Source organism: Parachryseolinea silvisoli (assembly GCF_021190955.1).
In the GTDB taxonomy this organism is placed as follows: domain Bacteria; phylum Bacteroidota; class Bacteroidia; order Cytophagales; family Cyclobacteriaceae; genus Ohtaekwangia; species Ohtaekwangia silvisoli.
Genome location: NZ_JAIOAO010000002.1, coordinates 585,106 through 597,670, shown reverse-complemented (window position 1 = coordinate 597,670; position 12,565 = coordinate 585,106). Strand labels below are relative to the sequence as shown.

The window sequence follows — 12,565 nt, the reverse complement described above, 5'->3', positions numbered from 1 at the left end:
TTATTCGTATGTTATTCAAGCGAGTGTTTGTTGTACAGCAGGAAGCCTATGTGGAATAATACCCCCAGCTGATTTTCATCGTCGTCGTAATAGTTCAGGCTAAGGCTGATGGGCCCGATGGGTGCATGGTATACGACGCTGGTCGCGGCAGCCAGGAAGACGGATTTGATGTCGCGACTGATATGGGCCCCTTGTTGGGAATTTTCTTCAAGGTAGTCAAAGGGCTTGAAGATGTAGCCTTCCAGGCGGTAGTCGATCTTCGGGTGTAGTGCCAGGATGGCGCGGCCGCCACCGGCCACGTAGTTGGGAGACCGGAAGTTCTGCAATACCAGGGTGCGGCTGTCTTGCAAGGGTGTAAAGGATGGAGTGTTGATGATCGTGCCAAAATAATTTTGAAAGAACGGCTGATTCGAGAACGTAGCTTCGGCATAATATCCCAGGTTGAGGCTATGGCTCAACCGGAAGAACTGTTCGGCGCTGCCACGAACGCGAAACCAGGTGTTTCGTTGTTTGGATTCTTGCGTGAGTATGGATGTATTGCCAGGTGTGTGCGTGACGGATACCTGAAAGTAGTCGCCTGTAAGGGAGTAAGCTTTTCCGGTGGAGGCATATTGTTTTCGGTTCAGGCTGTTGGCCGAAAGATTAAAGCCCGTTTTGAAGCCGCGTATGTGGAGGTCGTCGAGTGTATCGTTGCTGATAAAGACGTCGCCGTTGATATAGCGGTCATCGTTGTTGAATGATTCGATGTGGAGACTACCGCGGAACGATTCCTGTACGGGTATACCGAGATTAAAACCAATCCTGCGATTGATGCGCGTGAGCACGGTGGGTCGGTTGCGCGATAGCTCCTCGAACACGTCATTATTTTCAAAATAATCCCAGCTGTCAAAACTCACATACGGTTCGAGGTACAATGGCGTGGGGAAGTCTATTCGTACTTTGGCTACGCCCGATTTATAAAAGCTGCCGGTTTGAAAGGACAGGTAATAGTGCTGCAAGGTGTTGGCGAAGTGATAGAAGTTAAGTCCTACAAATACGTTGCTGATATCGCGCGAGGCGATAACGCCACCGAAGTCTACCTGGAAATTATGCTGAGGCCGACGTGACAATTGTAACGAGAAGGTGCGTCTCGTGCTGTCGTATAGAATGGTAGGGTGTGCGTTGGAGAAGAAGTCTTCGGCCACCAGGCGGAAGTATCCTCGTTTGATATCGCTGTAGGGATAAAGCCGCTCTCCACCCAGGTGTGTGTTGAAGAGGCGCCGGATGTATTGACGGCGCTTCGAGTTATATCCTTTAAACACCAGCCCATCAAACAGCATGGGCGGGTTCTTATCATTAAAGGCGTTGCGCTTAACCGCGATGGTATCGCATGGTACGCGGCGGGCGATCTTGCCTTTGATCTCTTCCAGTTGTTGCAGTGTTTGCCGGTAGCCGCTATCGATCAGGCTTTTTGCGCGGGCAAAGTCAAATGCCGTGTAGCCATTCAGGTTGGGCTGGATAAAGACACCGTGCTCATCGATCTTTTTGGGATCGGTCTTGTCCATGAGCATGTATAGAAGAGACTTGGATATGAGCTTGTCATCGTCTTTGTAGGGATAGCCTTCGAAGACCTTTGACGAGACGTTCACGCCGATGATTACGTCGGGGTTGTGGAATTCACGCTGGGCTACATCAACAGGGAAGTTGTTATAGATACCGCCATCAAAGAGGTATTTGCCATCCACCCGAATGGGAGTATAAAAGAATGGTACCGTTTGGGTAGCACGAAGGGCGTCGCTCATGGAGCCTTTTGAGAGGATCACTTCGGTTTGAGTGAAGATGTCGGCGGCGACGACCCGCAGCGGGATAAAGAGGCGGTCGAAGTTATTGCCGGCAATGGCTGACGCCTGGGCGGTTCGTTCGGTCAGGGCAAAGTTGAGCGATACGTCGCGGGCCAGGCTGGAGTTGAACTGAAAGTTAAAGGTGGAGTCCAGGCCCAGGTTGACTTTGAGAAAAGCCGGAGTGACGTCGTGTTGGTGGTAGAAGTAGTTGAAGCCTTGCTCGGGCGTGCCGTTGACCCAGCCCATAAACTGGTCGGAGAGGATCATGGCCTCTATTTGGTCGGGACTCATGCCGGCGGCGTAACAGCCGCCAATGATGCCGCCCATGGAGGTGCCGACAACGTAGTCGACGGGGATATCATTTTCTTCCAGCGCCTTCAGCACACCGATGTGGGCAATGCCCTTTGCACCGCCACCGCTGAGCACCAAACCAACCCTCTGCGCATTGGCCAGTGCTGGTAACAGGAACAGAAGGAGCAGGAAGCAGCGCGTCATTAAAGCAACAAGACCTTTTCACTGGCAAATAACGTCAGAGAAAAGGTCTTGGATTCTACCGAAGTAGAAATTTATTAAAGCGCTGCGATCGGCTCTTGCTTGTTTTGGTCCGGGAATGGGATTGCCTGCAGGCGGTTTGTGAGGTCTTGTTTGATGGTTTCGAACTGTGACTCGTATGCTTTCTTCACAGGCTCAGACGGCGGCAGATCAATCCGGAGGGCGTCTACCTGTACGCCATTTTTCCAGAAGCGGTAGCACAAGTGCGGGCCAGTAGCCAGGCCAGTGCTTCCCACGTAGCCAATGGTTTGGCCTTGACGCACCCGTGTGCCGGCACGTACGCCATCGGCGATGCGCGACATGTGCAGGTATTGGGTGGTATAGGTGCCGTTGTGGCGGATTTTTACGTAGTTACCGTTATTCGATTTGTATTGGGCCTCCTCGATGGTACCGTCGCCTACCGAACGAATGGGGGTGCCGGTGGGGGCTGCGAAGTCAGTGCCGAGGTGGGCTTTCCAGCGTTTTTGAACGGGATGGAAGCGGCTCATGGTGTAGCGAGAGCTGATGCGGGTAAATTCGATGGGGTATTTCAGCAGGGCCTTGCGCAGGCTTTTGCCGTCCTGGTCGAAGAAGTCGACGCCGTCGCCCTGGTCGAGCGGGAAGGCATAGTACGGGCTGCCGACGTGCTCAAAGTAGATGGCTTTGATCTTATCGATGCTGACGGTCACGCCTTCCACCTGGCTTTCTTCGTAGATCAGTTTGAACTTGTCGCCTTTCTGGAGGCGGGCAAAATCTACCTGCCAGGCGAAAATATCGACAAACTTGTTGGTCAGCTCGTGGCTGATGCCGAGCTCCTCGATGGTTTCGGACAGGTTAGAGCGAATTTCGCCGGCAATGCCTTTCTCTACCGTCACCACGTCGCGTTTGCATACGTCGATGGTCAGGGAGTCGCCGAAGCGGAAGACGATGTAGTCAATGGGGTTCGGCTCATACACGAAAGCTTGCGCCGTCTTCAGGGAGTCCTGGTTGCAGATGAGCGTATATTTTTTGTTCGGAACGATCTTGCGCACGTCGAAGATGTTGCGCGATACTTGTGATACCTGGTGGATCAGGCGAGCGGGAACGTTGTACTCGAGGAGGATGTCGCCGAGGCGTTCGTTGCGTTTGATTTTGTCTTCGATGACGAGGAAGTCATCTACCACCATGCCGTACAATACGCTGGGCTCGTTCAGCTTCAGCGAGAAGTTACCGACGGAATCTGCTGCGTTGTCCTGATAGGCAAGGCCCGGCAGGTAATAGCGATTGAAAGCTACGGCAGCGACGATGAGCATCACGATTCCAAAGAATCCTAACCAGCGTTTTTGCATGTTCTTAAAAAGTTTTAAGCCGTCCACGGGTGACGGGGGGTTTTTAAAAAATGAAGCAGTAAAGATAGTCAGTTCAAAAAATAGAATGGAGCTCGTGTACCAAAACCGCTAAGATGTAAATATAACACGCAGGGTCGATAAGACAAACAAAAATGTTGTGGGGTAAACGCTACAGCCGTTAAAGTGCCTGTGGGGAGGGGTTACCTAATTTCGGCCAGGGTACTGTTCTCTTCCTATACTATAGTGGAGAGAACAGTACCCGCCCTGGTCAATTGTTCTTTTTGAATTGGTCGAAGCGGCTTTCCATGGCCCTTTTGGGGAACACGTTATTGGCCGTCTCTACGTCCGCCAACTCAGCATTGGGGTCAAGTAAGATATTGACTACTTCCTTTTCTTTTACAAATACCTTGCTCACCTCGTTCTCGTTGGTGCGCCAAATCTCCGCCGGCAGGCGCTCGATCTCTTTCGAGCCATCCTTGAAGGTCCACTCGATAATGACGGGCGACACGAGGCCGCCTACATTCCTGAGGCGGACCTGGTATAGGTTCTTACCGTCGACTTGCTTCCGGATCTCGGCGTCGTTCAGATTGCCGCGGAACTCGCCATAGGCCTTAGGATCGGTATTGAGTATGGTAAACTCTTGTGCGCCGCCGCTGAAGTCGGTGCCATTGTTTGTCTGCTGTGACGCCGCGAGGTCACCCTTTTTTGCGCGGGGTGTTTTCTTTTCCGGATCTACTTGCTGGCTCTTTACACGAAACCACTTTACATCGTCCACGGCCAGGTCGACGTTATCGGTGGAATAGAACCAGCCTCTCCAAAACCAATCGAGGTCTACCGCTGAGGCGTCTTCCAGCGAGCGGAAGAAGTCGCCGGGTTTGGGATGTTTGAAGGCCCAGCGCTGGGCATATTCCTTAAAGGCTTTGTCAAAAAGCTCAGGGCCCATGACAGTTTCGCGGAGCAGGGTCAGTGCGGCGGAGGGTTTGGTATAGCCATTGGCGCCAAATTCGCTCGGGCGCTGGTCGTCGCTGTTCGCCATAATGGGGCGCATCTGGCTCTTTTCGCCTTTCATAAAAGGGACGATGCCTTTGGGTGTGCCGTGACTTTCGAACAGATCGGGATAGCGGGTGCGAATGGTTTCTTTTTCCAGGAAGGTGTTGAGACCTTCGTCCATCCAGGTCCACTGACGCTCGTCCGAGTTTACGATCATCGGGAAGAAGTTGTGGCCCACTTCGTGCACCACCACGCTTACCATGCCCTCCAGCTTTTGTTTGGAGTAGGTGCCGTCTTTGTTCGGCCGGCCGTAGTTAAAGCAGATCATGGGATACTCCATGCCCTGATTGGCAGCGTGCACCGAGTATGCTACCGGGTATGGGTAGTTAAAGGTGCGCTCGGAGTATAGCTCAAGGGCGTTCCTGATCGCCTTGGTCGATTCTTTTCCCCACAGCGGGTTGCCTTCCTTGGGATACAGTGACATCGCGATCGGCGTTTTGTCACCGATCTTTACAGCCTGGGCATCCCAAATGAATTTACGTGACGATGCAAATGCGAAGTCGCGAACGTTCTCTGCGGCAAATTCCCATGTGGCCTTTTTCTCGGAGTGGGTCTTTTCTTTTTGGGTGGCCTCATCTTGTGTTACGATGACAACGGGTTTGTCGAAGGTTTTCTTAGCACGTTCGTAACGCTCTAATTGATCTTTTGTCAACACTTCGCGGGCGTTCTGGATGGTGCCGGTGGCCCCTACAATGTGGTCGGCCGGTACGGTGATGCGTACGCGGTAGTTACCAAAGACGAGGGCAAACTCGCCCTGGCCGAGGAACTGTTTGTTTTGCCAACCTTCGTAGTCGTCGAACACACACATGCGCGGGAACCACTGCGCAAAGGTATAGACGTAGTTGCCGTCGTCGGGAAAGTATTCATAGCCGCCACGCTCGCCAAAGATCTGACGGTTGTATTCGGTGTAGCTCCATGCGATGGAGAACGTATATTTTTCGCCGCTTTTGAGGGGTACAGGCAAGTCTACACGCATCATGGTGTTGTTGACGACGTAGGGCAGTGCCTTGCCGGTAGCGTCTTTTATATACTTAATGGTACAGCCGCCTTTGTAGTCGGAGGTTTTTACGCCAGCCATTCCCGAAAAGAAACCTGCGGGCACGGAGTCGCGTACGGCGCCGGTGCGGGTTTGGTTTGTGATACTGTTATCGGCCAGGATGTTTTGGTCGAGCTGCAGCCACAGGAAGCCCAACGCTTCGGGCGAGTTGTTGTGATAGGTAATGGTCTCCGTGCCGGTCAGCAGTTGCGTCTTGTCATTGACTTCCACATCAATGGTGTAGTCTGCCTGTTGTTGCCAATAGCTGGTGCCGGGGGCACCGGAGCCTGTACGATAGCTGTTCGGTGTCGGCAGCAGGTTGTCCAGCTGCTCGAATTTTCCTTTCCAGCCGGCCGGCTGATTTTGAGCCGATGCGTAGCCTACTATCAATAGCAGGGCAAGTGCGGTTAATACACGCGTGGTCATGTTTCCCACTTTATTTGGTCTTCTTTTTAAACTCCTCAAACTTCGAGGGCGCCTGTGTTTTGGGGAACACGTTGTCCTGTGTATTGATGTCTGTGAGTTCTTTTTGTGGATCGAGTACGATGCCTGTCACTTCTTTGTCTTTCACAAACACCTTGGTCACCTTTGTTTCGTTCGTGCGCCAGATTTCGGCGGGCAGACGTTCGATCTCTTTCGAGCCATCTTTGTAGGTCCACTCGATCACCACGGGCATTACCATTCCACCTTTGTTGCTGAGGCTTACTTCGTAGATGTTTTTGTCTTGCAGTTTCGCCATGACAGCCTTGTCGTCGATCTGGCTTCTGAACTCACCGTACATGCGCGGGTCGGTGTTGCTAAGCGAGAACGGCTCAGCGCCGCTGTTGAAGCTCTGGTATTTCTCTTCGTTCTGGGCCAGGTCTCCGGGCTTGGTCTTCACATTTTTCTTTTCCGGGTCGACTTCCTCTTTGCGCATTTTGAACCATTTGACCTGATCGATGGACTGATCTACTGCGTCTGTTGAATAGAACCAGCCTCTCCAGAACCAGTCGAGGTCCACGGCAGAAGCGTCTTCGAGTGTGCGGAAGAAGTCTGCAGGCTTGGGATGTTTGAAGGCCCAACGTTGTGCATATTCCTTAAAGGCTCTGTCAAAGAGCTCGCGGCCCATGATGGTTTCGCGCAGCATGAAGAGGCCGGTGCCAGCTTTTGCATATTGTTCAGCACCAAACTGAATGACCTGTTCGGAATTTACCATCAGCGGGCGCATGTTGCTCTGGTCGCCCTTCATGTAAGGTACCAGAGCGGCCGGCTTGCCGCGGTCGAAGTCAATGTCGGGGTAGCGTTCGATTTCCGTCACGAGCTGCACAAAGGTGTTGACACCTTCGTCCATCCAGGTGGTCTGGCGCTCGTCGTTGTTGATGATCATCGGGAAGAAGTTGTGGCCCACTTCGTGTACCACGACGCCGACCATGCCTTTGCGAACGGCCGCGCTATACGTGCCATCTTTTGCCGGTCGGCCGTAGTTGAAGCAGATCATGGGATATTCCATGCCCTGGGCTGCAGCGTGTACGGATATAGCTACCGGATACGGGTAGTCAATAGTCATGCGTGAGTATACTTCCAGCGCATTTTTTACGGCGTTGGTTGATTCTTTTTCCCACAGGGGGTTGCCTTCTTTTGGATAGAACGACATCGCCAGGGGCGTGTAGTTGCCGATTTTCACCGCTTGGGCATCCCAGATAAACTTACGGGAGGTGGCAAAGGCAAAGTCGCGTACGTTCTCGGCGTGGAATTCCCACGTCTTTTTCTCTTTTACCTTGGTCTTTTCGCGTTGAACGGCCTCGTCTTGTGTGGCAATGATCACGGGTTTGTCGAACGTGGTTTTGGCTTTTTGCCAGCGCTCCAGTTGGGCTTTGCTCAATACCGCGTCAGCGTTCTTCAGCTGGCCAGTTGCGCCGACGATGTGGTCGGCCGGAACGGTGATCTTTACTTTATAGTCGCCGAAGGTCAATGCAAACTCGCCCTGGCCGAGGAACTGTTTGTTTTGCCAGCCTTCATAGTCGTCGTACACGCACATGCGGGGGTACCACTGGGCGATCACATAGGAGTAATTGCCATCTTCAGGGAAGTATTCAAACTGCGTGCGTTCGCGGAAGCGGATGCCGTCGTTGATGTTGTAGCCCCAGTCAATGGAGAAAGTAAACTTCTGACCCGGTGCGAGGGCCTGGGGCAGGTCGATGCGCATCATGGTGTAGTTGACCATGTAGGGCAGCGTTTTGCCGCTGGCATCTTTTACGGATTTGATCTTAAAGCCACCGTCGAAGTCATAGAGGTTCAGGTTTGCCGCGGCGGTACGGGTGTCGACAGAATCCTTAATGGTACCGGCTTTTGTCTTCTGCGTCATGTTGCCATCGGCCAGTTTGTTTTGGTCGAGCTGCAGCCACAGGTACTTTAGCGCGTCGGGCGAGTTGTTGGTGTAGGTAATCGTTTCATTACCGGTTACGCTTTGGTTGTCGTCGTTCAGCTCGACGTTGATGACGTAGTCGGCTTTTTGCTGCCAGTATTTGGGGCCGGGAGCACCCGAGCCTGAGCGGTATTCGTTGGGAGTCGGGAGGAGCTGGTCCAACTGCTCGAACTTGCCTTTCCATTTGGGTGCGTCCTGCGCTTGCAGTCTTGTTAGCACAAGAAGGGCGAGGCAGGACAAGGTTAAGATACGTGTCATATTAGGTTTTTTGAGTTAGTCAAAGGCTTTGTTTTAAATGCTCGAAAGTATCTTTCATGAGCATCAGGGCCATGCCGGCGATGGCTGAAGAAATTACCATTTTCCAATCGCGACGGTTCACACCAAATAAATCTACCATAATAAAGGCGGCGACCAGAAACAGCACAACAATAATTATCTGGCCAACCTCCAAGCCCAGATTAAAGGCTAATAGTTGGGATACGATCCGATCGTCTTTGCCAAGGATGCCTCGCAGGTAGTTCGAAAATCCAAGGCCATGAACCAGGCCAAAGACCGCGGCAAACAGATAGTTCAACTGCAGCGTGCCGGTACCTGGATTTTCTTCGTCTTTGAACAGGTTCGAGACCGACGTGATGAAAATGGTGAGCGGAATCAGAAATTCGATCAGCTCGGATTTCACCGTGACGATGTTGAGCACCGACAGGGCCAGTGTGATGGAGTGGCCGATCGTGAAGGCTGTGACCAGTACAAGAATCTGGCGCCAGTCGCGCATGAGATACAAAGCACACAAAGACACGACAAACAAAATGTGGTCGTACCCATCCTGGTAATCCAAAATATGATCCCTGCCGATCTCGAAATAAACTCTAAACTCGCTCATCGTTTGTGATAAAGGGGCACAATTATAGGAGATAAGTTTGAATTGTGCATTGTTCTGTTGATTGCACGGAGCACGGATACCTGAATATGGGGGTGGCTGGATGCTGGTATGGGGCTATGAAGAGGTGTTTTGTGGGTTTTGGCAGGTTCTGTGGGGGGTGTTGTAGGGATCTCCTCCCCTCCTTTTGTTCTTATTCACTATTTTTGGCCTTTAAAAAAGTGCGCGAATGGTTTCAGGTGTTCTTTCTTTTGTTCAATGGCTGGTGCTGGTTGTCGTGGCGCATCCGTTGCATGTGTCGGTGACGGAGGTTGCGTTTGATGAGAAGGACAAGGCGCTGGAAATTATGATGCGGGTTTTTGTTGACGACCTGGAGGTGGTTATGCGCAACCGGCTTAAACAGCCGGAACTGGATATTACGGTGCCGAAAGGTATTACAGTGGATGAGATGATGGGACCGTACTTGGCGGAGCATTTTACCATTCAGCTTGATGGTAAGGCGCAGAAGGTTAAATACCTCGGACACGAAAAGGAGGGCGAGGCATTTATTTTTTATGTGGAGGTGAGCCCGGTGAAACGGTGGAAAAAAATTCAGGTGACAAACTCTGTCATTATGGAGACTTATCGCGACCAGTCCAATTTGGTGCATGTTACGGTGCAGGGCAAGGTGAAGAGTCTGCGACTGACAGCGGATGAATCGACCGGGCAATTAGATTTTTAAATGACAGCAGCACAACACTGGATATTTTACACGGATTATGAGGAGCGCATTGATCGGCTTATTTGCCGCCTTGATTTTTTTGAGTGGTTGTAGTGATAAGGAACGCGAAGAGGGCTGTGTGTTTGAGCCCAATCTGGCAGGCGAAGGTGTAGCCATCACGTTCGATCAATTACAGGACGCGTTGGTGCAGGTGAAAAGCAAGCAGGAGCTGGTGGCGCTGCTCTCGCGTGAGCCGTTGGTGCGGGACTATATGTTCCGGCGGACGGAGTACCCCGACGACTCGGTCTTTATTAACGAACTGTACGCACGGTTCGCCAACCCACACCTCGATACGCTGGCGATGGAGGTCAAGCGGGTGTTTGGCGATGGCAGTGGACTGCGTAAAAGCTTCGAAGATGCCTTTGCGCACATTCAATATTATTATCCCGACTTTACCCCGCCGAAGGTCAAGACGCTGATCTCGGGCCTCGACACGGACTTGCTGGTGTCGGATACGCTCATTCTTGTCAGCCTCGACTTTTACCTCGGTGCCGGTGCCAAGTACCGGCCCAAGACGTACGATTACCTGCTGCGCAAATACGATCCGGACGATATTGTTCCTTCGTGCCTGTTGATGTTTGGCATCAGCGACCAGTTTAACAAAACCTCTTTGCAAGACAAGACGGTACTGGCCGACATGATTGCCTATGGCAAGTCGTTTTATTTTGCCAAACACATGATGCCGTGTTTGCCCGACAGCACGTTGATCTGGTATACGCCGGCGGAGATCAACGGGTCGCGCGCGCACGAGGACCTGATCTGGGCGCGGTTTATTGAAAGCAAGGTGCTGTATGAAACCAGTTACGTGGTGAAGAAAGACTATCTCGGCGAGCGACCGATCACGGTACAAGTAGGTGAGAAATGCCCGGGCCGCATTGGCCAGTGGGTGGGTTGGCGCATTGTCAACAGTTATATGAAATCACACGCCGACAAGACCCTGCCGCAGCTCATGGCGACGGAAGATGCCCAACAGCTTTTCAAGGAGTCGCGGTACCGTCCGCAATAGGGTTGGGAAAACAGGGGGAAAAAAATATCTTTGGGGCCTCAAATCTAAATCTACAGAACTATGCGTCAGAAAATCGTAGCCGGCAACTGGAAAATGAACAAGACCCTGGAAGAAGCAAACATCCTTGCTTCAGAGGTAACGGGTATGGTGGCAGACGAAGTAAAAGGTGATGCGAAAGTGATCTTTTGCGTGCCCTTCCCCTATTTGCTGCCGATCAAAAATCAGTTGGGCAACAACGCGCGGATTTCTGTAGGTGCACAAAACTGCAGCGAGCACGAGTCAGGTGCGTATACCGGCGAGGTGTCGGCACCGATGCTCAAGTCGATGGGTATCCCCTACGTTATCCTGGGTCACAGCGAGCGCCGTCAATACTTTGGTGAAGACGGCAAGCTGCTGGCGAAGAAAGTAGACGTAGCGTTGAAGCACGGCCTGTCTCCCATCTTCTGCTGCGGCGAGCCGCTGGAGGTGCGCGAGGCGAACACCCACGAAGCACTGGTGAAGAAGCAAGTAGAAGAAGGCCTGTTCCACCTCAATGCTGACGCGTTGAAGAAAGTGGTGATTGCTTATGAGCCTGTATGGGCTATCGGCACCGGTAAGACAGCGTCTGCACAGCAAGCACAAGATATGCACGCGGTAATCCGCACGCACCTGGCGAGCAAATACGGTCAGGCTGTAGCCGATACCATCATTATATTATATGGTGGTAGTGTAAACGCCGCCAATGCTAAGGAGCTTTTCTCTTGTCCCGACGTAGACGGTGGCCTTGTGGGCGGCGCATCCCTCAAGTCGCGCGACTTCACGGAAGTCATCAAAGGAGCTTAAGCAGTTTAATTCGATTTCCATTCTTTACGCATGTACTACTCGCGTTTTCAGGTGACCTGTGCTCCGGACTATTCGGAGATCCTCATGGCTGAGATGGCGGAGGCAGGCTTTGATTCTTTTCTCGAGACCGACAGTGGTTTTGAGGCGTATGTTACGTTGGAGAATTACGATAAAGAAAAATTAGAAGAGATCAAGACGCGCTATGGCGCACAGACGCCGCTTACTTTCGAACAAGATAAGATCGAGAAGCGTAACTGGAACGAAGAGTGGGAACAGAGCTATCAGCCTATTATCGTCGACAACCGTTGCCTTATACGCGCAGCGTTTCATGCGCCCGATGCGGCGTATCCGTACGAGATCGTCATCACTCCCAAGATGTCGTTTGGCACGGGCCACCATCAGACCACGTACCTGATGGTGAAGAGCCAGCTGGACATGGATCATCGCGACAAGCGCGTGATGGACGCCGGCTGTGGCACGGCCATCTTGTCGATTATGGCGTGTAAGCTGGGTGCGACTTCGGTGGAAGCATTCGACATTGACGAATGGAGTGTCATCAACGGTCAGGAGAATATCGAGGTGAACGGTTGCACGGGTATTCATCTTGAGCAGGGTAAGTTTGAGGACTTGCAGCCGCAGGGGACGTTCGACATCATTCTGGCCAACATCAACAAGAACGTATTACTCCAAGAAATTAAATATTACCAGGGCTGCCTGGCGCCCGGTGGCTTGCTGCTATTAAGTGGCTTTTATACACACGACATTGCCGACATTGCCGGGGAGGCGGGCCGTTATGGCCTGCGCCCGGTGCGCGACGATGAACGTGAGTCGTGGGCATCAGTACTTTTTCAGAAAGAGGCAAGCGGCGGCCGGTAGCTTGCTCCATTGCCACATCCTTTCTATCTTTAATTCCAGCGTGAGATTTTTTAGC

The 12,565-nt window shown here is 52.2% G+C and carries 9 protein-coding genes; 4 read left to right on the top strand and 5 right to left on the bottom strand.

Annotated elements, in window-relative coordinates; all coding sequences use genetic code 11:
* Nucleotides 1-11: 11 nt before the first annotated feature.
* From K7P01_RS12300 to K7P01_RS12280, 5 genes are all read right to left on the bottom strand, one after another.
* A complete protein-coding gene (locus tag K7P01_RS12300; RefSeq protein ID WP_267293343.1) occupies nucleotides 12-2,315 on the bottom strand; it encodes a patatin-like phospholipase family protein in 2,304 nt (767 codons plus the stop codon).
* Nucleotides 2,316-2,389: 74 nt separating this feature from the next.
* Nucleotides 2,390-3,679, bottom strand: a complete 1,290-nt coding sequence (locus K7P01_RS12295) for a M23 family metallopeptidase (RefSeq protein WP_267293341.1) — start codon at nucleotides 3,677-3,679, stop codon at nucleotides 2,390-2,392.
* A gap of 268 nt (nucleotides 3,680-3,947) precedes the next feature.
* Complete coding sequence (locus K7P01_RS12290; RefSeq protein ID WP_267293339.1) at nucleotides 3,948-6,191, bottom strand: M1 family metallopeptidase; 2,244 nt, start codon at nucleotides 6,189-6,191, stop codon at nucleotides 3,948-3,950.
* A 10-nt stretch (nucleotides 6,192-6,201) separates the two neighbouring features.
* Complete coding sequence (locus K7P01_RS12285) at nucleotides 6,202-8,427, bottom strand: M1 family metallopeptidase (protein ID WP_267293337.1); 2,226 nt, start codon at nucleotides 8,425-8,427, stop codon at nucleotides 6,202-6,204.
* Nucleotides 8,428-8,446: 19 nt separating this feature from the next.
* The gene (locus K7P01_RS12280) at nucleotides 8,447-9,049 is read right to left on the bottom strand and encodes a HupE/UreJ family protein (RefSeq protein WP_267293335.1); all 603 of its coding nucleotides are present in this window, start codon (nucleotides 9,047-9,049) and stop codon (nucleotides 8,447-8,449) included.
* 226 nt (nucleotides 9,050-9,275) lie between these two features.
* Between K7P01_RS12280 and K7P01_RS12275 the strand changes: the two genes are divergently transcribed.
* From K7P01_RS12275 to prmA, 4 genes are read left to right on the top strand one after another with little or no spacing between them, the layout of a single operon-like run.
* Nucleotides 9,276-9,767 (top strand): DUF6702 family protein, encoded by a 492-nt coding sequence (locus K7P01_RS12275; protein ID WP_267293333.1) that lies wholly within the window; start codon nucleotides 9,276-9,278, stop codon nucleotides 9,765-9,767.
* Between the two features lie 37 nt (nucleotides 9,768-9,804).
* The gene (gldB, locus tag K7P01_RS12270; protein ID WP_267293331.1) at nucleotides 9,805-10,812 is read left to right on the top strand and encodes a gliding motility lipoprotein GldB; all 1,008 of its coding nucleotides are present in this window, start codon (nucleotides 9,805-9,807) and stop codon (nucleotides 10,810-10,812) included.
* Nucleotides 10,813-10,872: 60 nt separating this feature from the next.
* Nucleotides 10,873-11,634: a triose-phosphate isomerase gene (gene tpiA / locus K7P01_RS12265; protein ID WP_267293329.1), complete on the top strand. Its 762-nt coding sequence runs from the start codon at nucleotides 10,873-10,875 to the stop codon at nucleotides 11,632-11,634.
* A 30-nt stretch (nucleotides 11,635-11,664) separates the two neighbouring features.
* Nucleotides 11,665-12,510 carry a 50S ribosomal protein L11 methyltransferase gene (gene prmA / locus K7P01_RS12260; protein ID WP_267293327.1) on the top strand — a complete coding sequence of 282 codons (846 nt, stop codon included), beginning with the start codon at nucleotides 11,665-11,667 and terminating at the stop codon, nucleotides 12,508-12,510.
* The last annotated feature ends 55 nt before the right edge of the window (nucleotides 12,511-12,565 follow it).

What these genes read in the sequence shown, in the direction of transcription:
- K7P01_RS12285 (WP_267293337.1), bottom strand. Translation starts at nt 8,427, where the DNA reads ATGACACGTATCTTAACCTTGTCCTGCCTCGCCCTTCTTGTGCTAACA.
- K7P01_RS12280 (WP_267293335.1), bottom strand. Translation starts at nt 9,049, where the DNA reads ATGAGCGAGTTTAGAGTTTATTTCGAGATCGGCAGGGATCATATTTTG.
- prmA (WP_267293327.1), top strand. Translation starts at nt 11,665, where the DNA reads ATGTACTACTCGCGTTTTCAGGTGACCTGTGCTCCGGACTATTCGGAG.
- K7P01_RS12295 (WP_267293341.1), bottom strand. Translation starts at nt 3,679, where the DNA reads ATGCAAAAACGCTGGTTAGGATTCTTTGGAATCGTGATGCTCATCGTC.
- K7P01_RS12290 (WP_267293339.1), bottom strand. Translation starts at nt 6,191, where the DNA reads ATGACCACGCGTGTATTAACCGCACTTGCCCTGCTATTGATAGTAGGC.
- gldB (WP_267293331.1), top strand. Translation starts at nt 9,805, where the DNA reads ATGAGGAGCGCATTGATCGGCTTATTTGCCGCCTTGATTTTTTTGAGT.
- K7P01_RS12300 (WP_267293343.1), bottom strand. Translation starts at nt 2,315, where the DNA reads ATGACGCGCTGCTTCCTGCTCCTTCTGTTCCTGTTACCAGCACTGGCC.
- K7P01_RS12275 (WP_267293333.1), top strand. Translation starts at nt 9,276, where the DNA reads ATGGTTTCAGGTGTTCTTTCTTTTGTTCAATGGCTGGTGCTGGTTGTC.
- tpiA (WP_267293329.1), top strand. Translation starts at nt 10,873, where the DNA reads ATGCGTCAGAAAATCGTAGCCGGCAACTGGAAAATGAACAAGACCCTG.